Raw genomic sequence first — 26,348 nt, 5'->3', positions numbered from 1 at the left:
GGCCTGGATAAGCACGAACTTCGAAAAGCCCCATGCAAGTCCCGAGGTGTAAAAAGAGGGGCGGCACCCACCCGCCCCTGAAGGGATGTTCCGTACTAATGCATTTGGCCTGCGAGCAGGGAAAGCAGCGTTCCTGTCAGGCAGGCGGGGAAGTCATGCCCCATTCCCGGCAACAGCACCAAGCGTGCCCTGGGAATGGCCGCCGCCGTGGCGAAGCCTCCGCTGGTGGCGACCATGAGGTCTTTCTCAGCATGGATGACCAGTGTGTTGCAGCGAATTCGCTGGAGTTCCTGCGTTCGGTCGCCCGAGTTGATGATGGCGCCGATCTGCCTCGCCATCCCGAGGTTGCTCGCTTCCCCGCCGCCTCGCTCCCAGGCTTGCATGGCGTAGTCGCGATGGGCCTGCTCGTCCCATTCCAGCGTCGTACCGACGGAACGCATGATCTCCACATAGTCGCGAACGCTCTCCCGCTGGTTCCGGGGAGGACGCCGGAGAAGCTGCAAGATGGTCTTGAACGCTGGCTGGCCTACTCGCAGCGATCCTGTCGTCGAGAAGATGGACGCCAGGCTCATGACTCGCTGCGGATAACGAGCGGCAAGTGTCTGGGCGATCATGCCGCCCATCGACATCCCTACGACGTGCGCCGCCCCCAGGCGCAGGCCATCCATGAGGCCGATCACATCGTCGGCCATGTCGCCCAGGTCATACCCCGCAGTCGGTTTGCGGAAGAACTGTTGCAGGGTCGAGGGCGGGGTAACCTCGGTGAAGAAAGACCTGCCCGAGTCACGGTTGTCCAGCGTGATCACGCGCAGGCCCCGCTCGACCAGGCCGGCGATGAGCGCTTCAGGCCAGTAGATCAATTGCAGCCCCAGGCCGACGATGAGGATGACCGCAGGCGCGGTTTCCGGACCGTGGCTGCGATAGCAGAGGCTACGCTTGCCCGGTAGCTCGCAGAACCGATCCGCAGTCATCGCCCGCCGCCCTGAGTCTGAAGCGCCACGCTTCTGTGCAGGTAGGCGTCAGGCACCGTGCTGAACCGGAGGCATTCGTCGGCGACCTTCCCTCGGCGCAAAAGCTTGATGTCACGGAAGTAATCCATCGACATCACCCAGGGCTCGCGAGGCCCCTGGCGCGGCATGCCATCCAATGCCCGCTGGACATATCCGGCCCCGAAATCCAGCAGGGGACGGGTTTCGACACCATCCGGCGCCTTCGGCTCGCAGACGTTATGGCCCTGGCTGTCCATGAAGCCCAGCAAGCGACAGAAGTGGTCGCACAGCAGGCATACTTTCAGCGTCCAGGATGAGTTGGTATAGCCCACCGCAAAGGCAAAATTGGGTACGCCGGAAAGCATCGTGCCCTTGTACGCCAGCGTCTGGCTCAACACTACCGGCTCGCCATCCTTGTGCAGGGCGATACCGCCGAACAACTGCACGTTCAGACCGGTGGCCGTGATGATGATATCGGCCTTCAGTTCCGTGCCGGACTTGAGCAAGACACCGGACTCGGTAAAGCGCTCGATATGGTCGGTAACGACCGAGGCTTTACCTGCACTGATGGCCTTGAAAAGATCGCCTTCGGGAACCGAGCACAAGCGTTGGTCCCAGGGCTTGTAGGGCGGGTTGAAATGAACGTCGACCGGATAGCCTTTCGGTAATTCTCTACGGGTCAGCCATATGAGCAGCTTGCGGGCGAGCCCGGGGAAGCGCTGGCAGAATCGCCAGAAGACCAGGGTGATCTTGGCATTCTTGTAGCGCGTCAGTGAGTAGGCGGTTTGCGCCGGCAGAATCTTGCGAAGAAAAGCGGCAACGGAATCGTTGGCGGGCTGGTTGACGATATAGGAGGGCGTCCGCTGCAACATGGTGATGCTGGCGACCTCGTCGGCCATGGCGGGAATCAGGGTCACCGCCGTTGCGCCGCTGCCGATGACCACCACATGCTTGCCTCGATAGTCCAAGCGCTCGGGCCAGTGTTGCGGGTGGATGATTTGCCCCTTGAACTGCTCCGCGCCCTCGAAGCGTGGGCTGAAGCCTTGGTCATAACGGTAGTAGCCGCCTGCGCTGAACAGCCAGCGGCATTCGATGGTGCGGGTTTCTGCCGTGTGGCCGTCCTCGACGCATACTGCCCACAGCCCTTTGTCGCTCTGCCAATTCGCCGAGACCACTTTCTGCCGGTACTGGATGAAGGGGTCCAACTGGTATTCAGCGACGGCTTCTCGCAGGTATTCGAGAATGTCGGCGGCATCCGCCAGAGATTTCGCCTTGGTCCAAGGCTTGAAGTCGAAGCCGAAGGTGTACAGGTCCGAGTCGGAGCGTATGCCGGGATAGCGGAACAGGTCCCAGGTGCCGCCCATTCGCTCCCGGGACTCGAGAATCGCAAACACCTTGTGCGGCTGGTGACGTCGAAGGTAAGCCGCAGCGCCGATGCCAGACACACCGGCTCCTATGATCAGAACATCGAGCGGCTCAATTGGAAGAGCAGTGTGAGAGGACATGTCGCCTCCTATTGTTGTGTTATAGAGACTTGATCTTTTGACTTGATCGTTTGACCAGAATAGGCGCGAGCGAGTTGCTGGTACAAGGTGCGAAATGCACCAGGTTTCCATCGGTTTGGGTTTATTTGCACCTAGGTGCCGCAGCCAGTTCCCGCCAGGCCATGGCGGAAGGCCTGTTGCATGGACGAGAAGCGCACAGTCAACTTGCAGGACTATGAGGGGGAAGGACCGGCGAGATAGCCGCCCAGGATTCCGCTGGAAGCGGAGGCGGGGAGAGGAGAACTAGAAGAGGCGCCGCACCTGAACTGGCAAGAGGCCCGAAGAGCAGGGGCACGGCGAACCGTGTCACCATGCCCCTCTCTAGAGATGCGCCTTCGAAAAGATCAGAAGCTGGCCACCAACAGCTTCACAGCCTGGCAGGCGGCTTCGGTCTCGGCATTCAGCCGCTCCTGGTCACCATGGGCGGACCAGGCGAGAAGCAAGCCATCGAACAGGTTGATGAGCAAGCGACTGACAGTGGCCAGCGCTTCCTGGTCCAGCACCGAGCCAGCGACCTGTTCAATGGCCTGCTTCGTCGCTTCGACGGAATCGGTGTAGATCTTGCTCGCCATAGCGGGGTTGTTACGCAGATTCCAGAAAAACAGCTCGAACTGCGTAGTCGCCAGTTCCGGATGCGTGGTGAACCACCCGACCAACTGGCGCAATATCTCTGCTACCGAGTCTGCCGCCGTGGCTCCCGCCGTAACATGCAGCAAGGACTGCTGTGGCTTGTCTATCAGGGACTCATAGACCGCGTCGAACAATTCGTCCTTGGTGTGGAAGACATAGTGCAGGGAGGCCAATGGAGAATTCGCCGCGGCCGCGATGCGACGCGTAGTGGCATTCGCCACACCATATTCCGCGATCACCTTCACGGCGGCCTCAATAAAGTCTTGCCTGCGCACTTCGGCGCCCACTCGAGCCATTCAGCTTCTCCTTCTTCGGTGTTGCCGCCAGGCGACTGGTCCGCTGTCGACCGGGACGAATGCTAACGCATGGCCGTCCCCCAATCCATGAGTCGACACGCTTGAGGACCGAGGCAGCGACCCTTTGTCTCTCCAGATGTTTCGCTCCGACCGCCGGCGATGTGTAGCCGAAGCGAAACAGGATCGAGCCTGGGCAATCCGCTATCGCCAGCGCGAACCCGCGTAGAGCCGGATCTTGATTCGGCAGGCCTTTCCTGAGCGCCGAGATGCCACGCAGAATTATTAATCGTTTGACTTGATCACATGATCATGTCGTATGATCAAACCTCCTTTCCGTGCCAGGCGCAAGGAGAGGGCGGTCTGACCGCATGAGAGTGAACGCTCATGGGCTGAGGTTGATTGCGGAAGCCCTGCAGAACAATGACAACACCACACAGGTAGGCATCAGATGAGTACGCGAAGATTGACGACAGTCAGCTGCGACACCCCGATCGAGCAGGTAGTGGAAATCATCAGGCGTGATGGCGCTGTCGCTATTTGCAACTTCGTCTCGGAAGAAACCTTGAAGTCTCTTACCGAGGACCTGGACAGCTATCTGGGCGTTACCCCCTGCGGCATGGACCCTTACTTCGCCGGCACCCAGACTCGACGTACCGCGCGGATCCTGGCGAAAAGCGACTCCGCCGTGGAAGTGGCACTGACCCCCCTGTTCCTCGAGACGGCAAAGCAGGTATTGCAGACTCCCACCCATGTCTGGGTAGGGAACGATCGGGTCGAGATCACGCCCGATATCCAACTGAGCATGACCCAGGCGATACAGATCGGGCCTGGACAAGGTCTTCAACCCCTGCATCGCGACGATGCCACTTCGCTCTGGCGGCATCCGCAGTATGGTCGCGAGGCTCGCTTGCAGCTCATGCTGGCGATTACCGACTTCACCGAAGAGAACGGCGCGACGCGGGTCATTCCTGGCAGTCATCAATGGGATGACGAACGGATGCCCACCCAGGAAGAAACCATCGGCGCAGAAATGAAGGCAGGCACTGCGCTTCTCTGGCTGGGATCGGTATATCACGGCGGTGGCGCCAACAGATCCGACGCTCCTCGCACAGGCCTGACCATGGCCTATGACCTGGCCTTCCTGCGCCTGGAAGAAAACCACTTCCTTTCCATACCCGTCGAGCGCGTTCGGCAGCTCCCCTCGCAAATGCAGCGTCTGCTGGGATGGAGTGCCAGTTCCACGCTACTGGGTTGGGTGGAGATCGATGGTCAGATGCGTGACCCGCAAGAGCTGTTGGGCATGCCCTCCTTTTCCGAGGCGGGGAAGGGGTTCTAGCGGCACTGCCATGGATCGGCCCATGAGAGGAACAACGTCCGGCAACCCGGGAGTGATGAGAATGAATGCCTTCAACGGAGCGGCACGCAACAATGCCGAACCCATGAGATTCCGCAGCCTTGGCGGATGGGTGGAGCAGCCAGACGACCTGCAGCCGGCGCTGAAAGGCCACGAGCACGCAGACGTAGTCGTGGTCGGCGCCGGGTTCGCCGGCCTGTCAACGGCGCTGGAACTAAGGGCGCGTGGAGCGAACGTCATCGTTCTGGAACAGCAGTTCGCAGGCTTCGGGGCCAGCGGGCGCAATGCCGGCTATCTGCTCGGCAGCATGGGCATAGAATGCGAGGTTTTCGTCAAGCGAGTGGGGCTTGAGCAGGCACGTAAGTTCGTCGGTTTCTATGACGAGGCCGTCACCTATGTGGAAGAGCGTTTGGCTGCGCTGGACATCGATTGCGATTACACGCCCTCGGGAATCATCCGGGCCGCCGTCCATCCCAGCCAGGAAAAGCGACTGCGAGCGAACATGGAGCTTGGCCACGCGCTGGGCTCTGTCACGCGCTTCGTGGATAGCGCCGAGATGCGCGCGCGAGGCATACCGCCCGCATTCCTGTTTGGCAGCGAGCAGCGTGGCGGCACCTTGAATCCGGGAAAGTACGTCAACGGCCTGCGTCGTGCGGCAATCAAGGCTGGCGTGAAATTGTACGAACGCACGCCGGTGCTTTCCTACTGTGAAGGGCAGGTGATTACCTGCAATACGGCCCAGGGTATCGCCACCGCCCCTGTAATGGTTCTGGCGACCAACGCCTACACGCCTCAGCTGGGAGTGCTCCGCAACAAGGTTGCACCGATCCGGGTTTCGGCAATCGAAACCCAGCCGCTATCGGCGGAGCAACTGGCGTCCCTGGGTTGGCAAGAGCGTGAAGGCCTCATTACGCCGCACTACACCATGGAAAGTCATCGCCTGACGGCCCATGACACCCTGCTGCTGACCGTGAAGCAATTGGGTTATGCCTACGGCTCGAAGACACCCAATGTTCCGGACCACGCCGCCTACGCCGCGTTGTCGAGAGTGTTGCGCGAGCGTTTTCCTTCCTTGCAGGGCCTTGCCATTCGGCATTGCTGGAGCGGGTATATCAGCGGGGCCTACGACTTCCTCCCCGTGGTCGGGGTGACAGGGGCCAGGCAGAACATCTTCTATACGGCGGGATGTTCAGGGCATGGCCTTGCCACTCAATCGCTCATGGGCGCGCTTTTCGCCGAGCGAATCGGCGGTGGAGAGCCTCCGCTGCTAGCGGCGCTGGAACACAAGACGCCATCCATGCTACCCGAGCCACTTCAATGGTGCGCCATAAAGACGGCCTTTGCGGCCGCCAGGCTACTGGATGCATGGACCGACAAGAAAGTGCGCAAAGACAAAGCCTTGAACGGCTGATAACGATGCGGGGAGTTAATGGGGTTATGCCCGTACTCCCTTGCACCGATTAGACACAAGGCATCGATACAACTCTATCTGAAGGGGCAGTTAACGTGGAACCGAGAGACTTGTTCGCTCTGCTCTCATGTATTCTCCTGGTGATTTCCGGATTGTTTTATGGCGCTGCATTCATCAGGCGGAAAAACTATTTGCTTGGCCTGGAGTTCTTGATCGTAGGTATCTCGGCATCGAACTTCACTACATTCATAGCCACCGGCTGGCAAGCCAACTACAACATCGCGATCTTTCTCGACGCCTTTTCGCGAGGGGTGGGAGTGCCAGTTATCGCTACGCTCGGGCTAATGGCAGTTACCCACGATTACAAACCGTCGCCCGCCAAGGACATCCTCATTTTTGTAGCTGGCTTTGCCGCTACCGGCGTCTATTTCCTGTCTGGAATCATCGAGGGATTCCTCCCTTATTTCTATGTATTCATGTGGTCAGCCTATACCTTGTATCTTTGCTACTTCACCTTGCAACTGGCCCGTGCAGGCGAAGCCCTCCATACTCTGGCCACCATCGCTGGCGGGCTGGCGGGCCTGGTAGTAGCACTCAGATATGACTTCTTCCCGATTCCGGGAGACGACACGAAGATGGTCTTCATGACCATGGCCTTCCTGGCTTGGTCCTATTCCATGGTGCAGTTGTACTATGCCTATGGTGCGCTGGAGCGTTCGAACAAGGTATACGGCCAAGCGTTTCCTCGTCCGCGATAAACAATACGGCGCGACAAGTTTTTCTTTCTTACCGATAACCTGGCAGAACTGTTCTGCTGTAACTCCATGGCAGGCCCTGGCCCTGCCTTTTACCGCCCTTCGGGGCGGTTTTTTTTGCAGGCATTACATCCGCTATAGTCCCGCTCCGCCGCGGAGCGTGCATTGTCGGATAAAGTTGCTCGATTCATGACCGGTCATATCCGATCGCTCCCTCTGACCCGAGGCGAAACGACAATTAAAAATGCCCGAGCCGATATCTACGAAAGTTCCCCTCAAGCTCTCTTGTGCCCTGTTACCAAGCATCTCCAGGTAACACATGTTTCTTTACTTCCCAAGGTGGTGCACAGGGCACTGGGCCTGGAACAGAACTTTTTCCATAACCGCCTGATTTATAACAATTAAAAAAACATGAAAGAGAACTGGCATATGGTTTGCCTCATGATCGTCCGACATGGTCAATTGATCAGGTCAAATGATCATTATCGACAGGAGCCGACTTCTTCCCCTTGGGAGGTCGAGCAACCGGTCCATGCCCTGTGTGAGGAGCCATCCAATGAAAGATGTAACTGAACGGCTGGAAGGTGAAGCGCCCACCCGTCGTGTTTTCCAGCAGCAGTTGTTCATGACCCTCGCGGTATCGACCGTGCTCTGTTCGGTCCAGGCTGCGCCCCAGGGCCCCGAGGCGCTGGGGTCGAAACTGACCCCCTTGGGCGGGGAGATCGCAGCGAGTGCAAGCGGGGATATTCCTGCCTGGACGCAGCCTGGACAGCAGGACGAGGGATGGAGCTACGGCCAGGTGCGAGGAGAGCACTGGAAGTTCAAGGGCGACAAGCCGCTCTACAGCATCGACGCGAACAATCTCGCGCAACACTCGAGCAAGCTGTCCCCCGGACAGGTCGAGCTGTTCAAGAGGATTCCCGGCTATCGCATGGATGTGTATCCGACCCGTCGGACCTGTAGCGCTCCGGACTTCGTGGTCGAGAACACCCGGCAGAACGTTGGTTTCGCCAAGCTCGATGCTGCCGGCCTCGCTCTGGACGAGGCTCACGTTCCGGGCATCCCGTTCCCCATGCCGAGTACCGGTGCCGAGGTGATGTGGAACATGAAGATGCGCTACCGCGGCGTTGGCGTCGAAATTCCCCGGACCATTTCCGGAATTTCTCCACGCAAAGGGGGGGAATGGTTACGTCAGTCGACAGATACCTTCTTCTTCACGCCCTGGGGGAAAAAGGGGAGTGCGCTCTTCTCGTCAGTTGGCCGCCTGGAGAATGCGACCTTCTTCAACTACCTCGAGCCGGCTGCTCTGGCCGGCCAGTCCGCGGTACAGACTGCCGTGGCCGGCGAACAGGCCACGACCTTCTACTACTTCCCCGGCCAGCGCCGCGTGCGGCGAATGCCGTCGTACTCCTACGATGCGCCACAGATCGGCCTGGATAACCAGTACACCGTCGACGAGGCGAACGTCTTCTTCGGCACCATGGACCGTTTCGACTGGAAGCTGATCGGCAAGCAGGAGTTGCTGGTGCCTTACAACGATTTCGGTGCCTACGACACTGGCGCCAAGGTGGAGACGTTTGCCGGCAACGACTCGATCGCGCCGCAGTCGCGTCGCTATGAGCTGCATCGGGTCTGGGTCGTCGAGGCCAATGTCCGTCAAGGCATGCGCCATCAGGCGCCGAAGCGCATGTTCTACATCGACGAGGACAGCTGGAACCCGTTGCTGGCGGTGGACTACGACAAGCAAGGGCAGATCTGGAAAGTGCGCGAAGGGTTCTCGATTCCCGTGTACGAGACAGGCGCCTGCGACGTCCAGGCCCAGGTCCAGTACAACCTGGCGGATGGCCGCTACCTCTTCGACATGACCTCGATCGGGGCGGGCAAGAACGATATTCGCTGGCTCACCGAAGACAACGGCTCCCCCCGCCTGAAGCGTGACTTCTTCACCTCCGACAATCTGCGAGCCATCAGCGAGCGCTAACCGACGCCAGATCGAGAGCCAGCATGAAAAAAATAATTACGAAAGCCTCAGGCCTTGTCATCGCGTGCACAACCCCACTGGCAATGGGATTCACGTTCGAAACCGAAACCCTCAATGGCTCCTTCGACTCCACGATCACCGCAGGCATGGGTCTGCGTACCGAGTCACGGGGCTGCAACCTGATCAACCAGGGACCGACCGGGCACAACGCGCCCTCCGGCTGCCTGGCGCAGAGCTCCGGCGTGGCCGACCAGGGCGACCTGAACTACGACCGCGGCGACATGTTCACCAACTACCTCAAGGGCACCCATGAGCTGTTGCTGAAGATGCCCGAGGACATCACCTTCATGGCGCGCGGCACCTGGATCCGCGACTTCGCTGCCACCGATACCACCGGCACGCTGTCGTTCAACACCCCGGAGAGCGTCGGCAGCAACGGGCTGAGCGACGACGCCCGCGACGACCTCGCGTTCAAGGCCCGCCTGCTGGACCTGTGGGTGAGCAAAGGCTTCGACGTGGGCGGGCAGCGGGTCCGCGCACGCCTGGGCAACCAGGTGATCAACTGGGGCGAAAGCCTGTTCGTGGCCGGTGGCATCAACAATACCAACGCCTATGATTACCAGGCCTTGGCGCGCCCCGGCGTGCAGCTCAAGGAGGCCGTGCTGCCGGCGCCGATGCTCAGTGTCGCGTCGGGCCTGGGCTCGGGTGTCAACGTCGAGGCCTACTATCAATTCCGCTGGAACAAGAGCGAATTGCCGCCGGTGGGCAGCTACTGGTCCACCACCAACGCGCTGGGTGAGGGCAGGGGGGACTACGGATTCTCCGAAAAGGACGCCCGCGACAGCGGCCAGTGGGGCCTTTCGCTGCGCTGGCAGCCGGAGGACAGCGACGTCGCCTATGGCTTCTACGTGATGCGTTATCACGACAAGTTGCCATCGTTGCGTGTCGCCATTCTCGACCCGAACACCTTCGCGGCGGCACCGACCTGGGAGTACCAGGAAGACCGGATGATGTACGGCATCAGTGCCAACATGCCGATCGGTGACTGGGCCGTCGGTACGGAGCTGTCGTACCGGCCGAAGGACTCGGTCATGCTCAACCCGGTCATCGACCTGTGTACCGGCAACGGCGGCAAATGCTGGAAGGACGAGAAGAAATTCCAGTGGCACCTGACAGGCCTGTACAGCTTCACGCCGTCCAATTCCCCGACGCTTCTGGATTTCAGCGGGGCCAGCACGGGCAGCTTGCTGACCGAACTGGTGGTCATCAAGTACCCGGGGCTGCATGACGAGGTCAATGGCGAACCGCTCGCCGCGGGGCTCAATGCCTGGCAGCTGGATCCTGCCAGAGCGCCGAAGTCCCGTGGCGACAAGACCTCTTCAGGGATCAACCTGGACTTCAGCCTGACCTATGACGGCACCTTGTTGCCGGGCTGGCAGGTCACGCCGGGCGTCTTCTATGCACGGTCGCTGGGAGGACGGACACCGAACCTCAGCGCAACCTTCACCGAGGACGCGAGCAGCATGAACCTGTACCTGAACTTCGTGCGGAACCCGGCCAGTTGGCAGATTTCCCTCAACTACGCGAAGTTCATGGGCGGTGAGACGCCCTACGACCAGCTTTATCGTGACCGCGATTATGTCGGCATCGCGATCTCCCGCACCTTGTGAGGCTTGCCGTGAACGGTTCTGTAAAGCTACCTGAGGCCCCGACACGTGGCCTGTTGTCATATGTCGAAGGTGTGTTGTTCAGGCATCGCCGGCTGGTGCTGGCGAGCCTGGCGGTATTCACGCTGATCATGGGCTGGTTCGCCGTACAGCTGCGCATGGATGCCGGCTTCGAAAAGCAATTGCCGGTAGGCCACGAATACATCGAGACATTCGAGGCCTACCGCAATGACCTGCTGGGGGCGAACCGACTGACCATCGTGGTCAAGGCCCGAGAGGGCGATATCTGGAGCGCCCCGGGCCTGAAGCGGCTGTATGACGTCACCCAGGCGGTGACCTTCCTCCCGGGAGTATCGCGCAGCAGCGTGCGCTCCCTGTGGACGCCCAACGCCTTCGTCAACGAAATCACCGAGGAAGGTTTTCGTGCTGATCCGCTGGTACCCGGAACGGTTTCTCCCGAGCACCTGGATGACCGGATCATCGCGAAGATCGCCAATTCCACTGCCCAGGGCGGCTTCATCGGTACGCTGGTTTCCCGGGACCAGAGCAGCGCGATGATCACGGTGGAACTCAACGAGTACGATAGCCAGGGCGCCCATCTGGACTACGTAACCTTCAACCATCGGCTGGAGAAAGAGATCCGCCAGCGCTTCGAAGACGGCGATTTCGAAATCCAGATCATCGGTTTCGCCAAGCAGATCGGCGACATCGCCGACGGAGCTTCAGCCGTGCTGGAGTTCTGTTTGCTGGCGTTGCTGCTGACGGCGGGGGCGGTGTACTGGTATTGCCACTCGCTGCGTTTCACCTTGCTGGCATTGGTCTGTTCGCTGGCCTCGCTGGTCTGGCAGTTCGGCAGCCTGCGCCTGTTGGGCTATGGGCTCGATCCGCTGGCAGTGCTGGTGCCCTTCCTGGTGTTCGCCATCGGGGTTTCCCATGGCGTGCAGCAAATCAACTTCATCGTGCGCGAGATCGCCATCGGCAAGAGCGCCGAAGAGGCGGCACGCTCGAGCTTCACCGGGTTGCTGGTTCCCGGGACGCTGGCGCTGGTGACCGCGCTGGTTTCCTTCGTGACGCTGCTGTTGATCCCGATCCCGATGGTGCGGGAACTGGCGATCACGGCTTCGCTTGGCGTGGCCTACAAGATCGTCACCAACCTGGTGATGTTGCCGTTGATGGCGTCGTTGCTGCGCGTCGACGACAAGTACGCAGCCGCCCAGGAGGTTTCCCGGCAGCGTCGCAGCCGTTGGCTGCGGGGCCTGGCCCGGCTCGCCGAGCCACGCAAGGCGCAGTGGGTGCTCGGCGCGGCCTTGGCGGTGTTCCTGGCGGCGATCTGGCAAAGCCATGACCGCGTCGTCGGCACGCTGCAGGCGGGTGCGCCGGAGTTGCGCGAGGACTCGCGCTTCAATCGCGACGCGGTCTCCATCGCCAGCAACTACGACATTGGCCTGGACTGGCTCAGCGTGGTGTTCGAAGTCGACAAGGCTCCTTCCGAGGTGGCCTGCGAGGATGTCGCCCTGGGCCAGTACCAGGATCGTTTCGTGTGGGCCATGCAGGGGGTGCCCGGCGTCCTCTCGGTCGCGTCCTTTTCCACCACCATGCGTCAGTTCAACGAGGGCTACAACGAAGGCAACCCGAAGATGGCGGCGGTGCCCATCGACCCGATGAACTACGCCGCGCTGGCCACCGAGGTTGCGCGAACCCCCGGGCTGATGCGCACCGATTGCAGCATGTCGGCCGTGCACCTGTACCTGGCCGATCACAAGGCCACGACCATCAACCGAGTGGTGGACGCCGCCAAGGCGTTCCGCAGCGAGTATCCGATGTCAGGCATTTCGATCCGCCTCGCCTCCGGCAACGCCGGCGTCCTGGCAGCGATCAACGAAGAGGTGGAGAAGAGCGAAACCCCCATGCTGCTTTACGTCTATGCCGCCATCGCCTTGCTGGTGTTCGTGGTCTATCGCGACTTGCGGGCAGTCCTGGTGTGTTGCCTGCCGCTGACCATCGGCACCTTCATTGGCTACTGGTTCATGAAGGAGCTGCAGATCGGCCTGACCATCGCCACCTTGCCGGTGATGGTGCTGGCAGTGGGCATTGGCGTCGATTACGCCTTCTACATCTACAACCGCCTGCAACTGCACCTGGCCCATGGCCAGACGATCACCAAGGCGGTGGAGTACGCGCTGCTCGAGGTGGGCGTCGCCACCATTTTCACCGCCATCACCCTGGCCGTTGGCGTGGCCACCTGGGCCTTCTCGGAGCTCAAGTTCCAGGCCGACATGGGCAAGCTGCTGGCCTTCATGTTCGTCGTCAACATGGTCATGGCCATGACCGTGCTGCCGGCCTTCGCCGTATGGCTGGAGCGGGCGTTCCCGCGCAAACGTCCCGTGCGCATGATCGGCGCGCTGGTGCACTGAGGAGAGAAGCATGAAGTTCAGGGTTTCATTCACCGCGGCCTTGCTCGCAGCAGGATTGCCGCTGATGTCTCTCCAGGCCGCGCCGTTGCAGGCCGTGCCGGCCGTGCAGGCGGGCAATGCCACGCAGGCCACCATGCTGGCCGCCGGCTGGGCCGGAGAGCGAGTGGTTGCCGTGGGCGACCACGGTGTCGTGTTGTTGTCCGATGACCAGGGCAGGCAGTGGCGCCAGGCACGCTCGGTCCCACTATCCACGCCATTGACGGGTGTGTCCTTCGTGGATGCCAGGCACGGCTGGGCGGTGGGTCACTGGGGGGCGATCCTGTCCACCGCCGACGGCGGGGAATCCTGGCAGGTCCAGCGCCTGTCGAGCGAAGAAGACCGGCCGCTGTTCGCCGTGCACTTTTTCGATGCCCGGCAGGGCGTTGCGGTAGGCCTCTGGTCGTTGGTGCTGACCACCGAGGATGGCGGCAAGACATGGACGGAGCAGCCGTTGCAAGCGCCTCCAGGAGCCAAGCGGGCCGACCTCAACCTGATGGGGCTGTTTGCCGACAACCACGGCACCCTGTACGCCACGGCCGAGCATGGGCAGGTGCTGCGCTCCGACGACCAGGGGAAGAACTGGCGTTACCTGGATACCGGCTATGAGGGCACCCTGTGGTCTGGCGCGGTGCTGGCCGATGGGCGTCTGCTGCTGGGTGGTCAGCGTGGCACCCTGTTGCAGGGCTCTGCCGATGGCAAGGCTTTTCTCAGAGTGCCAACGCAAGGCAAGGGCTCGGTCACATCCATAGCAGTGGCTGGCGCTCGGGTATTGGCGGTCGGGCTTGACGGACTGAAGGTACGGAGCAGGGATGGTGGAAACAGTTTCCAGGAAGCACCGTCGGCTGACGGCCTTTCGCTGACGGCGGCGCTGTTCAACGCCGACGGCACGCCGCTGCTGTTTTCACGTCGCGGAGTAATGCCCCGCCAGGAATGAAAGTGTTCACCGGCCTCTTTGCTTGTCCGGGGACTCGGTTGGGCCTGGCGCCTTCGGGGCCAGGCCGGCCAGCGTGGAAGGCTTCTAGAGCTGGAGATAGTCGGCCAGGTCTGCGTAGTTATGTTGCCACAGGCCTGGGCTGCCATTGGGGTACTGGGAGCGGAAGCCGAGGATCTTCTGAACGCGCGGAGCAAGCGTTCTGACCAGTTCGAGCGGCACGATCAACGGGTAGGCCTCTTCAGGCGTGATGATCGAAGCCTGCATCGGGATGGTGAGCCCGCGACGGTAGAAGTCAGCGGTCACGTTGGCCCCGCCGCCATGAACGACTTTCCCGCCGAACAGCACGGCATCTCCTGCTTTCAACAGGGCAGGGATCGTCATTTCTGGGGTTCCTACATCGTCGAAGTCATCCCAGTCCTGGCTCCCGGGGATCAAGCGCGTGGCACCGTTTTCCTCGGTGAAATCGGTCAGCGCCAGCATCAGGTTGGTGATGGTGCGCGGCGCATGTTTATTCATGGCCACGAACGGTTGGTACTGCGCCATGTCGCGGTGCAGCATTTGCGCTTTGTTGCCTGGGCCGATCTCGATCAACTGGGCCGTGGTCAGCCACCAGTCACCGCACTCCGCGGCGTAGAGCACGTTCCCCAGGTCGTGAAAGAGGTCGTCATCGAGGATCTCCTCGCGAAAGGTCTTGCTGTGGGTGACGAGGTTGGTGAGCCGTTTGGTCTGGCGGCCATGGAACTCGGCGATCAGCTCGTGCTGGTGCTTGGAGCCGGCCTCGAGCGCGGCCAGGGGAGCGTCCAGTTCGTTGTTGATCCGTGCGACTTGTTCGGGGGTCATGAAGTTGCGGATGATCACCGCACCTGCCTGGTCGCTCAGCAGTGCAATCTCTTGCGCTGGAGTCGAGCGGGTTACGACGGGCAGGCTGAAGGTATCGCGAGAGGCTGACATTGAAAGAACTCCGGATTGAAGGAACGGTTGGCGCAGGCGGGTCGCTGCCCGGGCAACGGGCACCGGCGAACAAGCCCGCTTGCCACTGCGCTAAACCCCAAAAAAAGAACATGGAGCGTCACGGCGCCTCCTTGTATTTTTTGTTCAGGCAGTGAGTTCATGCTAGGTTTCCCCCAACCTTGCGCCAAGGTACGAACTGCACCATTTCCTCTGTGATTTTTGAGTGATTTGCACCGCCCATGACCAGTACGCCATCCTCCTGGCCACGCCCATCGGAAGCCGTTCGTGAACTCATGCGCAAAGGCGCCGAGCTCGCTCAGACGCTGCCGCCGGAGTGGGTCGAGCGCCTCAATCAGGCGCTGTTCTCTTCACCGGAAGATGCCAAGCTGCTGGAGGACCCGGTCATCCTCGCGGCGTGCCGGCGCGCCAACCGCGCAGAGTTGCTGCATTGGGCGAACGCCAATCTGCAGCGCCCCGGAGAACCGGTGCAACCCTACGTCTCGGCCGACATGGTGGACACGGCCAGGGAACTCGCCCGCAGAGGGCTGTCCGAGCTGCTGATGAATGTCGCGAGGTCGACACAGAACACCGCCTGGGAGCTCTGGATGAAGATGGCCTTCAACCTGACGCAGGATCCCAGGGTGCTTGAGGAATTCCTGGAGGTCTCGTCGCGGTCCATCTCGGAGTTCATCGACAGCAACATGCGTGTGGTGACCCAGATCATCCTCGAAGAAAAGAGCGCCCAGGCCCATGACGACCCGATCGACAAACGAAGCCTGATCAGTCGGCTGCTCGAGGGCAGGGATGTGGATACGGAGCAATTCGGCAGGCGGCTGGGCTACAGCCTTTTCCAGAAGCACTACGCCGGCCTGGTCTGGTGCGAAAGCCCGGACGCCGAGATCCGCCTTCTGGAGGATGTGGCGCGTACCCTGGCGCAACTCACGGGCACGGCGGCGCCGTTGATCGTATTCGCCGGCCCCGCGACCCTGTGGGTCTGGAGCCATGCGGCGAAACCGCTGGACCTGAACCTGCTGCAAGGCATCGCACTGCGGTTTTCAGGGATTCGCGCGGCAATCGGCTCGCCGGGCACGGGAGTCAATGGCTTCCGTCGCTCGCATCTGGAGGCCCTGACGACGCAAAGGCTGATGGGCCGCCTGGCGGGCGCACCCGCCGTTGCCACCATCGACCAGGTGAGGATGGTGTCGCTGATGACCCAGGACGACCGCGCGGCCAGGCAGTTCGTCTTGAGCACCCTGGGGCGTCTGGCGACGGAGCCTTCGGTGCTTCAGCGCTCGCTGCACGCCTTCCTGGCCAATGGCTGCAATATCACCCAGACCGCAGAAGCGCTGGGCACGCATCGCAACACATTGCTGCGCCGGCTGGAGCGTGCCCAGGACCTGTTGCCCGTCCGGCTTGCCGATCATCGCATTCAGATCGCCGCGGCCCTTGAACTGGTGATCTGGAGTACTCCCCTGATCGATGATGATAAATAACCATAAAGACCGAACGCGCTCTTCACAGTAAAAAGGATGCCCCGGTCAGGAAAAGACCGCCAATAAGGAAGAGGGTGATCAGACGAGTGCTGAGCCTGAGAGGAGGCTGATGCTCGACAGTCTTGTCCAGGGCGAAATAAAGCTTTCTGAGTATTTGCCGCTCATCGATATCGTCTGCATCGAATATTGAATCGATCACCGAGTCCGCGCTTGGAAATGGGTTATGCAAGAGCGGAGCGACATCGAATGCACTTTTCTGGAGCGCACGCGCGGAAAGCAGAGCCGAAGTGACCAGGGCCGCAAGCGCTGCGATAGCAAGAACCACCTCCAGGGGAGTGATCATGCTGATACTGGCCGAAGTGCCAAAGCGAAGCATGGTCCCATATAGAGTTATCACGCCGGCGAGGGCACCGAGTGACAACGTGAACATGAGGCGAAGGTAGACCGTCACCAGGTTCCTTGAGGAAGAAACCTGCTCAAGATAGATTTTCACCAGTGCTTCAATGGTCAGTCGGCGCGCTTCGAATACAAGCCGACGCTCGTCGGGGGAGGGGCTAGGTGACATCCGTCGTCCTTCTGCTATGGTTGCCTGCTGGTTTCATCTTCAAATAGAAAGATGAGTCCCGCCAGAGCACTTTTTTAATATTCAATGCAGGACGGCGCTTGCCGCAGCAGCGCCGTCATCGTCAATGGAACATACCTACAATTTCATCTTCATGTCATGTTCCGGTTTCGACCCAAGACAGCGGACGTCGTCCCAATGCATTCAACGTCGATGTATCCATTCGACTGTTGATTGCCAATCCATTGTCCAGACGGAGTGCCAGAGCAGCCGGCAGGCTGCGAGTACGTGGCACAGGGTGAAAAAATCAGCCATGGGGCCAATGAGCCGCGGTACAGATGCAGCTTCATGGCTGCGCGATATTCAGCGTGCAGACGGGCATTTGCTCATGTCGGGTCCGTGTCGGGCGATACCGCATTGTTGCAATCGGCTCCGTGCGAAGGAGGTAGCAGAGGTCTTGTGCGGGTGCTGCCAAATCTGTCCGGGATTTAACCTGGGCAGCAAGCCGTCGAGGTGTGGGACTCGACTGAAGGCTTCAAACCAAGCATGGAAGCGGGAACGGAGCGCAAAAGAGCAAGGGTCTAATAAACGATTTACACAATTTAACATAATATACATTATGCGAATCTACAGGTTCACAGGACCTAGGGCAGGCATCACGCATTTCGAAGCGACTCCATGGCGGCTTCCGTCTGGAGCCCTCGTGCGATCGCTCGCCGACCTAGCTTCTGCAACAGCCGTAACCCTGCACCTGCGTTTCGCTGTCGACCACTTCGCGCCACCAGCGTCGGCCGGCATGCGGTGCTTGCAGGTCGATCCGCTCGCCCATCATCGGCGTGGAAACCCGCACGCCGTGTTCGGTGGCCAGTTCGAGTATCCGTTCGAACGGCTCGTACCAGGCATGCATGGCCAGGTCGAAGGTGCCGTTGTGGATCGGCAGCAGCCAGCGCCCGCCAAGATCCCGGTGAGCCTGGAGGGTCTGCTGCGGGTGCATGTGCACGTACGGCCAATGTTCGTTGTAGGCGCCGGTTTCCAGCATGGTCAGATCGAACGGTCCGTAGCGGCGGCCAATCTCGGCGAAACCATCGAAGTAACCGCTGTCTCCGCTGAAGAACAGCTTCAGTTCGGCGCTTTCGATCACCCAGGAACACCACAGCGTACGGTTCCCATCATGTAGCCCACGGCCTGAGAAGTGCTGTGCCGGCGTGGCAGTCAGGCGCAAACCGCCAGCCTCGATACCTTGCCACCAGTCCAGTTGGCGCACCTTGCCTGGCGGTACGCCCCAGGCCAGCAGGCGGTCGCCTACGCCGAGCGGCGCCAGGAACAGTTCGACGAGCGGGACCAGGGCCTTGATCGCGGCGCGGTCCAGGTGGTCGTAGTGATCGTGGGAAAGAATTACCCCACGGATCGGCGGGAGATCCGCCAATGCCACCGGCGGCGCATGGAAACGCTTCGGCCCGGCGAACGGCAACGGCGAGGCGCGCTCGGAAAATACCGGGTCGGTCAACCACCAGCTACCGGCCAGTTTCAGCAGCAAGGTCGAATGACCCAGGCGGAACAGACTGCCATCGACGGTCGCATCGAGCTCGGCACGACTCGGGCTGAGCACGGGTAAAGGCTGCCGCGGGACGGTGCTTCTCGGCTTGTTGAAAAGCGCGTTCCAGAGCACCCGGGCACCGGGTGCCGGCATGTCCGCCGGCCTGGGGCTGAGATTGTGGAAACGCCCCTGGCGCAATTGCGGGGAATCGTGATGTCCGCCGATGGCGGCTCGCCGTATCGAGGGAAGTTTCAAAGCGTCATTATTCCTGTCTGGCATTTCGACAACCGTAGCGCAGCCGCCGACATTCGTTCGCGGTCACTATTGGGCATCCTCCCCTCCTCGTCATTGCCTATTCCTCGGGAGTCCTTGCCCGATCGTGCGGGCCTGCTCAAACGGTCGAATGCCCCGCTCGCCCCGATCGTTGAGCGTCATCGACGAGGCCGTTCCGAAGCGCCCGAAACTGTCATCGGCGCAGAGTCAAACCGACTACATGCGGGTCATTACGACCGCAAAAAGATCATGTCAATATGACTCATAGACCTTCAAATCATTGATCTACATCAATAAAAAACCTGGCATGGGAAATGGAAAGCCAATGGCGACTCCTTCCCATTCAGGATTTCCCATGAAACACATGCTCCCCCTCATCGCACTGGCCCTGGCAACCACGACTCCCCTCGCCCACTCCGCCGAAGTGATTTCCGCAGATAGGGACCGAACGGTCGGCTACGGCGCCGGCGGCGTGGTTGGCGTCATGGTCGGCGCGGCCCTCGGCGGTCCCCTGGGCGCTATCGCCGGGGCCGCGCTGGGAGCCCTGGGAGGCGCCTCCGTCCAGCAGGCAACCGGTCTGAGCGAAAACGCCTACACCGTTCGCTACGAGGACGGCACGACCGAACGCTTCCGCTCTCCCAACGCCCGGTTCGACGCCGGCGACCAGGTGCAGGTACAGGGCATCCGCCTCATCCCTGCCCCGTCGCTCTCGCGTTGATCCATCCCTATCGAAGACCCGTATCTCCATCACCCCACGAGGGATTCCCATGAGTGAATTCAACGACCGGTTCGCCGTCGTCACCGGCGCGAGTTCCGGCATCGGCCTGAAACTGACCGAAACGTTGCTCGGGCACGGCGCGACTGTCCTGGCGATGGCAAGGCGCGAAGGACCGCCGGAAAGCCTGCACGCCCACTCCGGCAAGCGTCTGCACTGGCTGGCGGGCGACGTCACCCGCGAACGGGACCTGGACGCCCTGGCTTCGCGTGCCGCGTCCATCGGCCCCGTCGATTACCTGGTACCCAACGCCGGCATCGCCCAGCTCGCCGACGGCCTGGACAGCCTGGCGTTCGAGCAGCAGTGGCGGGTCAACGGCGCCGGGGCGCTGAACACCTTTTCCGTGCTCAGCCGGCAAACGAGCAAACCGGCCAGCGTAGTCTTCATCGGTACCTTCCTCAGCCAAGTGACCTTCCCCGGGCTCGCCGCCTACATCGCTTCCAAGGCGGCCCTGATCGCCCAGGCCAGGACGCTGGCGGTGGAATGGGCAGAAAAAGGCGTGCGGATCAACCTCGTCTCCCCCGGCCCTACCGCCACCCCGATATGGGCGTCGCTGGGCCTGAGCGATGCCCAGGCGGAGTCTGTCACCCGGAGCATCAACCAGCGCCTGGTCGACGGCAGCTTCCTCAGCCCCGGGGAAATCGTCGACGTGGTGATGTTCCTGCTGTCGTCGAAATCCGCCGGGCTCTACGGCCAGGAGTTGATCGTCGACAAGGGCTACGGGCTGCGCTGAGGGCCGCCGATGCCGGACGTCGTATCGCGACGTCCGGCGCCTTTGCGGTTTCCTGTCGGGACCCCACGGCAGCTCAACTAGGGGGCCTGGATGCCCCCGGCTCGCCGAGGCTATCGACGCATCCGGAGGGTCTGGCGGCTTGACAGCGGGCGAAGGCTTGGCGGACTCTATATTGTATTTAGTCGATACCATCTTGCATCTTAGAGAACCCTCCCATGCCCCTGCCTGCCCTACCCCTGGATGCCCTTCTCACCGGCCGCGCCCGGCCCTTCACCCGCCCCGGCTCGCGCAGCGGCATCGCCAAGTCTCCGCGCGACGGTGCGCTCAGGGTCACCCCCGTCGGCCTGGAAGGCGACGAACAGGGCGACCTGCGCGTCCATGGCGGCGTCGAGAAAGCGATCCACCATTACCCACGCGAACACTACGCCGCCTGGATCGCCGAACTGGGCGAACACCCCCTGCTGATGCAGGCGGGCGCCTTCGGCGAGAACTTCAGCACCAGCGGCTGGAGCGAAGCCGACGTCTGCCTCGGCGACCGCGTGCGGGCCGGGACCGCGCTGCTGGAAGTGTCCCAGGGGCGCATGCCCTGCTGGAAGCTCAACGACCGCTTCGAGGTCGCCGGGATGTCCCTGAGGGTGCAGGAGTCCGGGCGCACCGGCTGGTACTACCGGGTGCTGGAGGAAGGCGTGGTGGCGGCTGGCGATATCCTGCAACTGGTCGAACGGCGCCATCCGGATTGGTCGTTGTTGCGCCTGTCCGAGGTGCTGTTCGACAGGCGGGCCGACGCCGAGCTGCTGCGCCAGTGCCTGGCGCTGCCGCTGACGCCATCCTGGCGGCGCACCCTGGAGCGGCGCCTGGAAAAAGGCCAGGTCGAGGACTGGGGGCCGCGCCTGGAGGGAGCCCCCGGCCAGGCCGAGACGCCCAGGCCGACCTGAGGAAGCGCCGACGCCCCCCGCAGGCAGGGAATCGGCCTGGGGATGCATGGAGTGCCGGAAAGCGGGTATAAAGCGCCAGCGTTAAGCGACCCAGACGTCTGCCAAAGGACCCCTTTCATGCTGCGGCTCTCGATGCCGGCCCTGCTCCTGGCTCTTGCCGGCTGCGCCACCAAGCCCCCCGCCAATCCCGACAACCTCTGCGAGATCTTCCGCGAAAAACCGAAATGGCACGAGGCGGCGCTGAAGATGCAGCAGCGCTGGGGCGCGCCGGTCCAGGTGCCGATGGCGATGATGTACCAGGAATCTTCCTTCAAGCATGACGCCCTGCCGCCGCGCTACTACTTCCTCGGTTTCATCCCCTGGGGCCGGGTCAGCTCCGCCTACGGCTACGCCCAGGCCAAGGACGAGACCTGGGCCGACTACAAGCGCGAGGCCGGCGGCTGGGGCGCCAGCCGCGACGACTTCGCCGACGCCCTGGACTTCATGGGCTGGTACATCCAGAAGAGCCAGCGGGTCAACGGCGTCTCCAAGTGGGACGCCTACGGCCAGTACCTGAACTACCACGAGGGCTGGGGCGGCTACCGCAACCGCAGCTACGACGCCAAGCCATGGCTGAAGAACGTCTCGCAGAAGGTCCAGTCCCGCGCCTCGCTGTTCGGCGCCCAGTACCGCAGTTGCCAGCAGGAGCTGTCGCGCGGCGGCTGGTTCTGGTAGAGCCGTCCGCGCACGCCGCGGGCCCGAACCTCTTCCGCCTTCGACGAGGGCAACGGACAACGTCCGCCAAGCCCCCCAGGTCGGACCGGCACGCTCGAACGGCCAACCTGCGTCATGGAACCGCAGGCGCATCCTGCCCAGGCAGCCCGCAGCGCCAGTGGACAGGCGGGTCTTCGAACCGGCGGCTGGCCACCTGACCGAGCGGCCTGCCCTCACCTTTCACCCCGCTTCGCTTCTCAGGCCAGAGCGCTCGCGGATTGGCGGCGTCAGATTTCCTCGTCTACTGTTTGGATAAAAGTTTGGCGCCAGAAATACGTCAATAAATTGACTAAAAAAACTTACCCAGACTACGGATATTTCCCTGGGAATGCTAAGATAGCTATCACAAAGCCACTATCGACGAATGAACCTATTCGACGGGAAAATGACTAAACCGCGTGGCAAATGAAAAATAGTCACTAAATTGACGCTTCACCGCCTTGCTCTTCCCTATCCACTCAATGGACTGCCCGTGATCGGCAGAGCAAACAACATGCATTCGAAGTCGGTAGATAGCCTGTCGCTGACACGGGCTGGATTCATCGAGTACTTCCTGGTCGCGACCAAACTGGTACACGCGCTCACCGCCATCGCCCCGGCGCTGTTCCTGCTGTACTACCCCGGCCTGGTTCCCGTGGAGCTGCGCAGCAACATGCTCGGGCTGCTGCTGTTCTTCGGCGCGCTCACGGTGATCATGTTCCAGGCACTGGACGTCTACTCCGACGATATCTTCAGCAACCGCCTGCGCTTCCGCATCATGTTCTTCGCCTGGGCCTCGGCGTTCTGCCTGCTGTTGTTCATGTACCAGGGCCTGGGCCTGTTTCCCTACCTCAGCAGCAAGCTGGTGATCTTCTGGTTCACCGGCAGCCTGCTGCTGTTCGGCGTGCAGCGCCTGCTGGTGCTGCGCCTGTACCGGGCCTGGATGAAACGCGGCATGTACCTGCAACGCACGGTGATCCTCGGCTTCACCGAGAGCGGCATGCACCTGGCCGAATACCTGGTACGCAACCACGACATCCGCTCCGGCATCATCGGCTTCATCGACGACCGCTCTGAGCGGGTCCCGGAGAACTACAACTCGCTGCCGCTGCTGGGCAACACCAAGGACCTGGAGAAGCTGATCCGCCAGGAACAGGTCGACCAGGTGCTGGTCGCCCTGCCCTGGTTCGCCGAGGGGCGCATCGGCGCCATCGTCCATCGCCTGCGGCAATTGCCGGTGAACGTCCTGCTGGTGCCGGACATGGCTGCCTTCCGGCATGCCCACAACCGCATCGTCGATGTCTCCGGGATCCCCATGTTCAACGCGTCCGAGCTGCCGCTGCGCGGCTGGTCGCCGCTGATCAAGCGCTGCGAGGACCTGGTCCTGGCGAGCATCGCGCTGGTCCTCTTCGCCCCGCTGATGGCCCTGGTGGCCCTGGCGATCAGGCTCGACTCCAAGGGGCCTGTGCTGTTCCGGCAGAAACGCTACGGCTACAACAACCGGCTGATCTGGGTCTTCAAGTTCCGCTCGATGTACACGGAAAGGACCGACGCCAACGCCGAACGCCAGACCACCCGCGACGACGACCGCATCACCCGGGTCGGCCGCTTCATCCGCAAGACCAGCATCGACGAGCTGCCGCAGCTGTTCAACGTGCTCGCCGGCAGCATGTCGATGGTCGGCCCGCGCCCCCACGCCACCGCGACCAAGGCCGCCGGCATTCCCTTCGAGGAGGCGGTCAGCGAATACAGCTCGCGCCACCGGGTCAAGCCCGGCATCACCGGCTGGGCGCAGATCAACGGCTACCGGGGTGAGACCGACACCCTGCACAAGATCAAGAAACGCGTGGAATACGACCTCGAATACATCGCCAAGTGGTCGGTGTGGTTCGACCTCTACATCCTGTTCCGTACGGTGCCAGCCGTACTCCTGACCAAGGAAGTCTACTGATGAACGCCGTCGCCCCGCTGATCCCCTGCATCGTTTCCGGCGGTTCCGGGACCCGCCTGTGGCCGGTTTCCCGGGAGAGCATGCCGAAACCCTTCATGCGCCTGGCCGATGACCAGAGCCTGTTGCAGAAGACCTTCCTGCGTATCGCCGGGCTGCCGGACGTCGCCCGCCTGCTCACGGTGACCAACCGCGATCTGCTGTTCCGTACCCTGGACGACTACCGCGCGGTCAACCGCAGCGGCCTGGCCCAGGACCTGCTGCTGGAGCCGATGGGACGCAATACCGCGCCGGCCATCGCCGCCGCCGCGCTGCATGTGCAGGAGCACTTCGGCGACCAGGCGCAGTTGCTGATCCTTCCCGCCGACCACCTGATCCGCGACGAGCAGGCCTTCGCCGCGGCGGTGGCCGAGGCTCGCGGACTCGCGGCCCAAGGCTACCTGGTGACCTTCGGCATCACCCCGGAGCGCGCCGAGACCGGCTTCGGCTATATCGAACAGGGCGCCCCGCTGGGCAACGGCTTCCGGGTCGCACGCTTCGTCGAGAAACCCGACCAGGCCACCGCCCAGTCCTACCTGGACAGCGGCAAGTACCTGTGGAACGCCGGCATGTTCTGCTTCCAGGCCGCCACCGTGTTGCAGGAACTGGAGCGCCACGCGCCGGAGGTGCTGATCGCCGCCCGCGCCGCCCTGGCCGACGGCAGCAGCCTGGAGAACGGCCAGTGCCGCCAGCGCGAGCTGGCCGCCGGGGCCTTCGCCGAGGCGCCGGACATCTCCGTCGACTACGCGCTGATGGAGCGCTCGGACAAGGTCGCCGTGGTGCCCTGCTCCATCGGCTGGAGCGACATCGGCTCCTGGCAGGCGCTGCGCGAACTCAGCGCGGCGGACGAGAACGGCAACCAGGTACGCGGCGAGAGCGTGCTGCACGACGTCAGCAACTGCTACATCGATTCGCCGAAGCGCCTGGTCGGCGCCGTCGGCGTGCACGACCTGATCATCGTCGACACCCCCGACGCCCTGCTGGTGGCCGACGCGGCGCGCAGCCAGGACGTCAAGTTCGTCGCCCAGGAACTCAAGCGTCGCGGCCACGACGCCTTCCGCCTGCACCGCACGGTCAGCCGGCCCTGGGGCACCTACACCGTGCTCGAGGAAGGCCGCCGCTTCAAGATCAAGCGCATCGTGGTGCGCCCCAAGGCTTCGCTGTCGTTGCAGATGCACCACCATCGCAGCGAGCACTGGATCGTGGTCAGCGGCATGGCGCTGGTGGAGAATGGCGAGCGCGAGTTTCTCCTCAACACCAACGAATCCACCTTCATCCCCGCCGGGCATAGCCACCGCCTGAGCAACCCGGGGATCATCGACCTGGTGATGATCGAGGTACAGAGCGGCGAGTACCTCGGCGAGGACGACATCGTCCGCTTCAACGACATATACGGTCGCGCCCCCGCCAGCGACGAGAAGAAAGCCTGATGCGCTGCGCCCTGGTCATTCCCACGCGCAACGCCGGCGCGCACCTGGACCGGCTGCTGCCGGCCCTGGCCGCGCAACGGCGGCAGCCGGACAGCATCCTGGTGGTGGACAGCCGCTCCAGCGACGACACGGTGGAGCGCTTCCGCGCCTTCGGCGCGCGGGTCGAGGTCATCGAGCCGGCCAGCTTCAACCACGGCGGGACGCGGCGCTGGGCCAGCCAGCAGGTCGAGGCCGACGCGCTGATCTACCTGACCCAGGACGCCATTCCCGCCTCGCCCGACAGTTTCGCCAACCTGCTCGACGAACTCTATGCCGAGGCCGACATCGGCGTGGCCTACGGCCGCCAGTTGCCGCACCCCGGCGCCGGCCTGCTCGGCGCCCAGGCGCGGCGCTTCAACTACCCGCCGGAAAGCCGCAGCAAGCGCCTGGCCGACGCCTCGGAACTGGGGATCAAGACCTGCTTCAGTTCCGACTCGTTCTCCGCCTACCGCAGCGACGCCCTGGCGGCCGTCGGCGGCTTCCCCGAAGACGTCATCGGCAGCGAGGACGCCTACGTCGCCGCGCGCCTGCTGCAGGCCGGCTACGCGGTGCGCTACGCGGCCAGCGCCGAGGTCTACCATTCCCACGATTACCGCTTGCTGGAAGAGTTCCGCCGCTATTTCGACATCGGCGTGTTCTACGGCCGCGAGCGTTGGATACGTGCCGCCTTCGGCGGCGCGGGTGGCGAGGGCAAGCGCTATGTCCTCGCCGAGATACAGGCCTTGCGTGCCGCCGGTGCCCTGTATCGCGTACCTGAAATAGCGCTGCGTAGCGCGTTCAAGCTGCTCGGCTACCGCCTTGGCCAGCTGGAACGCCACCTGCCGGTCGCCCTCAAGCGCCGCATCAGCATGTTTCCAGGCTACTGGAAGTGAACATCATGACCTACA

21 protein-coding genes are annotated in these 26,348 nt (G+C 62.3%); 15 read left to right on the top strand and 6 right to left on the bottom strand.

Going from position 1 to position 26,348, the window contains the following annotated elements:
• Window positions 1-95: 95 nt before the first annotated feature.
• The 3 genes from AT700_RS13940 to AT700_RS13930 all read right to left on the bottom strand — a co-directional run bounded on the left by AT700_RS13940 (window position 96) and on the right by AT700_RS13930 (window position 3,459).
• On the bottom strand, window positions 96-971 hold the full coding sequence (locus AT700_RS13940) for an alpha/beta fold hydrolase (protein WP_004349746.1): 876 nt from the start codon (window positions 969-971) through the stop codon (window positions 96-98).
• Window positions 968-2,494 (bottom strand): flavin-containing monooxygenase, encoded by a 1,527-nt coding sequence (locus AT700_RS13935; protein WP_010794177.1) that lies wholly within the window; start codon window positions 2,492-2,494, stop codon window positions 968-970. Before AT700_RS13935 ends, AT700_RS13940 begins: the two co-directional genes overlap by 4 nt.
• Window positions 2,495-2,877: 383 nt before the next feature.
• On the bottom strand, window positions 2,878-3,459 hold the full coding sequence (locus tag AT700_RS13930) for a TetR/AcrR family transcriptional regulator (RefSeq protein WP_003122773.1): 582 nt from the start codon (window positions 3,457-3,459) through the stop codon (window positions 2,878-2,880).
• 448 nt (window positions 3,460-3,907) lie between these two features.
• On the opposite strand from AT700_RS13930, the gene AT700_RS13925 reads away from it, so the two are divergent.
• The 7 genes from AT700_RS13925 (at window position 3,908) to AT700_RS13895 (ending at window position 14,014) form a co-directional block, all read left to right on the top strand.
• Window positions 3,908-4,795 carry a phytanoyl-CoA dioxygenase family protein gene (locus tag AT700_RS13925; protein WP_048521099.1) on the top strand — a complete coding sequence of 296 codons (888 nt, stop codon included), beginning with the start codon at window positions 3,908-3,910 and terminating at the stop codon, window positions 4,793-4,795.
• Window positions 4,796-4,856: 61 nt separating this feature from the next.
• Complete coding sequence (locus AT700_RS13920; protein ID WP_003122771.1) at window positions 4,857-6,224, top strand: NAD(P)/FAD-dependent oxidoreductase; 1,368 nt, start codon at window positions 4,857-4,859, stop codon at window positions 6,222-6,224.
• Between the two features lie 110 nt (window positions 6,225-6,334).
• Window positions 6,335-6,982, top strand: coding sequence for a hypothetical protein (locus tag AT700_RS13915; protein ID WP_003122770.1), 648 nt, complete (start codon window positions 6,335-6,337; stop codon window positions 6,980-6,982).
• A gap of 553 nt (window positions 6,983-7,535) precedes the next feature.
• The gene (locus AT700_RS13910) at window positions 7,536-8,960 is read left to right on the top strand and encodes a DUF1329 domain-containing protein (RefSeq protein ID WP_003089182.1); all 1,425 of its coding nucleotides are present in this window, start codon (window positions 7,536-7,538) and stop codon (window positions 8,958-8,960) included.
• Window positions 8,961-9,043: 83 nt separating this feature from the next.
• On the top strand, window positions 9,044-10,630 hold the full coding sequence (locus AT700_RS13905) for a DUF1302 domain-containing protein (protein ID WP_003144178.1): 1,587 nt from the start codon (window positions 9,044-9,046) through the stop codon (window positions 10,628-10,630).
• Window positions 10,631-10,638: 8 nt separating this feature from the next.
• Window positions 10,639-13,041 carry an efflux RND transporter permease subunit gene (locus AT700_RS13900; protein WP_023082917.1) on the top strand — a complete coding sequence of 801 codons (2,403 nt, stop codon included), beginning with the start codon at window positions 10,639-10,641 and terminating at the stop codon, window positions 13,039-13,041.
• A gap of 10 nt (window positions 13,042-13,051) precedes the next feature.
• The gene (locus AT700_RS13895; RefSeq protein ID WP_034047995.1) at window positions 13,052-14,014 is read left to right on the top strand and encodes a WD40/YVTN/BNR-like repeat-containing protein; all 963 of its coding nucleotides are present in this window, start codon (window positions 13,052-13,054) and stop codon (window positions 14,012-14,014) included.
• Between the two features lie 84 nt (window positions 14,015-14,098).
• Here the strand turns inward: AT700_RS13895 and AT700_RS13890 are convergent, their stop codons facing one another.
• Complete coding sequence (locus tag AT700_RS13890) at window positions 14,099-14,965, bottom strand: phytanoyl-CoA dioxygenase family protein (protein ID WP_003089190.1); 867 nt, start codon at window positions 14,963-14,965, stop codon at window positions 14,099-14,101.
• 293 nt (window positions 14,966-15,258) lie between these two features.
• On the opposite strand from AT700_RS13890, the gene AT700_RS13885 reads away from it, so the two are divergent.
• Window positions 15,259-16,458, top strand: a complete 1,200-nt coding sequence (locus AT700_RS13885; RefSeq protein WP_048521098.1) for a PucR family transcriptional regulator — start codon at window positions 15,259-15,261, stop codon at window positions 16,456-16,458.
• 22 nt (window positions 16,459-16,480) lie between these two features.
• Here the strand turns inward: AT700_RS13885 and AT700_RS13880 are convergent, their stop codons facing one another.
• Complete coding sequence (locus tag AT700_RS13880; protein WP_003122765.1) at window positions 16,481-17,023, bottom strand: hypothetical protein; 543 nt, start codon at window positions 17,021-17,023, stop codon at window positions 16,481-16,483.
• A 718-nt stretch (window positions 17,024-17,741) separates the two neighbouring features.
• On the bottom strand, window positions 17,742-18,836 hold the full coding sequence (locus tag AT700_RS13875; protein WP_004343548.1) for an MBL fold metallo-hydrolase: 1,095 nt from the start codon (window positions 18,834-18,836) through the stop codon (window positions 17,742-17,744).
• A 349-nt stretch (window positions 18,837-19,185) separates the two neighbouring features.
• Between AT700_RS13875 and AT700_RS13870 the strand changes: the two genes are divergently transcribed.
• The 7 genes from AT700_RS13870 (at window position 19,186) to AT700_RS13840 (ending at window position 26,333) form a co-directional block, all read left to right on the top strand.
• Window positions 19,186-19,548 carry a hypothetical protein gene (locus tag AT700_RS13870; protein WP_003117251.1) on the top strand — a complete coding sequence of 121 codons (363 nt, stop codon included), beginning with the start codon at window positions 19,186-19,188 and terminating at the stop codon, window positions 19,546-19,548.
• Window positions 19,549-19,597: 49 nt separating this feature from the next.
• Window positions 19,598-20,338 carry an SDR family NAD(P)-dependent oxidoreductase gene (locus AT700_RS13865; protein WP_003117250.1) on the top strand — a complete coding sequence of 247 codons (741 nt, stop codon included), beginning with the start codon at window positions 19,598-19,600 and terminating at the stop codon, window positions 20,336-20,338.
• A gap of 215 nt (window positions 20,339-20,553) precedes the next feature.
• Window positions 20,554-21,273 carry an MOSC domain-containing protein gene (locus AT700_RS13860; RefSeq protein WP_003117249.1) on the top strand — a complete coding sequence of 240 codons (720 nt, stop codon included), beginning with the start codon at window positions 20,554-20,556 and terminating at the stop codon, window positions 21,271-21,273.
• A 117-nt stretch (window positions 21,274-21,390) separates the two neighbouring features.
• Window positions 21,391-21,987 carry a hypothetical protein gene (locus AT700_RS13855; RefSeq protein ID WP_003089218.1) on the top strand — a complete coding sequence of 199 codons (597 nt, stop codon included), beginning with the start codon at window positions 21,391-21,393 and terminating at the stop codon, window positions 21,985-21,987.
• A 532-nt stretch (window positions 21,988-22,519) separates the two neighbouring features.
• Entirely contained in the window at window positions 22,520-23,956 is a 1,437-nt protein-coding gene (locus tag AT700_RS13850; RefSeq protein WP_003111160.1) for an undecaprenyl-phosphate glucose phosphotransferase, read from the top strand.
• Window positions 23,956-25,422 (top strand): mannose-1-phosphate guanylyltransferase/mannose-6-phosphate isomerase, encoded by a 1,467-nt coding sequence (locus AT700_RS13845; RefSeq protein WP_003117248.1) that lies wholly within the window; start codon window positions 23,956-23,958, stop codon window positions 25,420-25,422. Before AT700_RS13850 ends, AT700_RS13845 begins: the two co-directional genes overlap by 1 nt.
• The gene (locus AT700_RS13840; protein ID WP_003089226.1) at window positions 25,422-26,333 is read left to right on the top strand and encodes a glycosyltransferase family 2 protein; all 912 of its coding nucleotides are present in this window, start codon (window positions 25,422-25,424) and stop codon (window positions 26,331-26,333) included. The genes AT700_RS13845 and AT700_RS13840 overlap by 1 nt, the downstream gene beginning before the upstream one ends.
• Window positions 26,334-26,348 lie beyond the last annotated feature (15 nt).

Source organism: Pseudomonas aeruginosa (assembly GCF_001457615.1).
In the GTDB taxonomy this organism is placed as follows: Bacteria; Pseudomonadota; Gammaproteobacteria; order Pseudomonadales; family Pseudomonadaceae; genus Pseudomonas; species Pseudomonas aeruginosa.
The sequence above is the reverse complement of the archived record's forward strand: the minus strand, read 5'-3'. Positions and strand labels throughout refer to the sequence as shown.

Coding starts and splice junctions, on each gene's coding strand:
- AT700_RS13905 (WP_003144178.1), top strand. CDS start 9,044: ATGGGATTCACGTTCGAAACCGAAACCCTCAATGGCTCCTTCGACTCC.
- AT700_RS13920 (WP_003122771.1), top strand. CDS start 4,857: ATGAATGCCTTCAACGGAGCGGCACGCAACAATGCCGAACCCATGAGA.
- AT700_RS13925 (WP_048521099.1), top strand. CDS start 3,908: ATGAGTACGCGAAGATTGACGACAGTCAGCTGCGACACCCCGATCGAG.
- AT700_RS13860 (WP_003117249.1), top strand. CDS start 20,554: ATGCCCCTGCCTGCCCTACCCCTGGATGCCCTTCTCACCGGCCGCGCC.
- AT700_RS13850 (WP_003111160.1), top strand. CDS start 22,520: ATGCATTCGAAGTCGGTAGATAGCCTGTCGCTGACACGGGCTGGATTC.
- AT700_RS13885 (WP_048521098.1), top strand. CDS start 15,259: ATGCGCAAAGGCGCCGAGCTCGCTCAGACGCTGCCGCCGGAGTGGGTC.
- AT700_RS13865 (WP_003117250.1), top strand. CDS start 19,598: ATGAGTGAATTCAACGACCGGTTCGCCGTCGTCACCGGCGCGAGTTCC.
- AT700_RS13930 (WP_003122773.1), bottom strand. CDS start 3,459: ATGGCTCGAGTGGGCGCCGAAGTGCGCAGGCAAGACTTTATTGAGGCC.
- AT700_RS13890 (WP_003089190.1), bottom strand. CDS start 14,965: ATGTCAGCCTCTCGCGATACCTTCAGCCTGCCCGTCGTAACCCGCTCG.
- AT700_RS13870 (WP_003117251.1), top strand. CDS start 19,186: ATGAAACACATGCTCCCCCTCATCGCACTGGCCCTGGCAACCACGACT.
- AT700_RS13845 (WP_003117248.1), top strand. CDS start 23,956: ATGAACGCCGTCGCCCCGCTGATCCCCTGCATCGTTTCCGGCGGTTCC.
- AT700_RS13875 (WP_004343548.1), bottom strand. CDS start 18,836: ATGCCAGACAGGAATAATGACGCTTTGAAACTTCCCTCGATACGGCGA.
- AT700_RS13880 (WP_003122765.1), bottom strand. CDS start 17,023: ATGTCACCTAGCCCCTCCCCCGACGAGCGTCGGCTTGTATTCGAAGCG.
- AT700_RS13855 (WP_003089218.1), top strand. CDS start 21,391: ATGCTGCGGCTCTCGATGCCGGCCCTGCTCCTGGCTCTTGCCGGCTGC.
- AT700_RS13840 (WP_003089226.1), top strand. CDS start 25,422: ATGCGCTGCGCCCTGGTCATTCCCACGCGCAACGCCGGCGCGCACCTG.
- AT700_RS13935 (WP_010794177.1), bottom strand. CDS start 2,494: ATGTCCTCTCACACTGCTCTTCCAATTGAGCCGCTCGATGTTCTGATC.
- AT700_RS13910 (WP_003089182.1), top strand. CDS start 7,536: ATGAAAGATGTAACTGAACGGCTGGAAGGTGAAGCGCCCACCCGTCGT.
- AT700_RS13940 (WP_004349746.1), bottom strand. CDS start 971: ATGACTGCGGATCGGTTCTGCGAGCTACCGGGCAAGCGTAGCCTCTGC.
- AT700_RS13895 (WP_034047995.1), top strand. CDS start 13,052: ATGAAGTTCAGGGTTTCATTCACCGCGGCCTTGCTCGCAGCAGGATTG.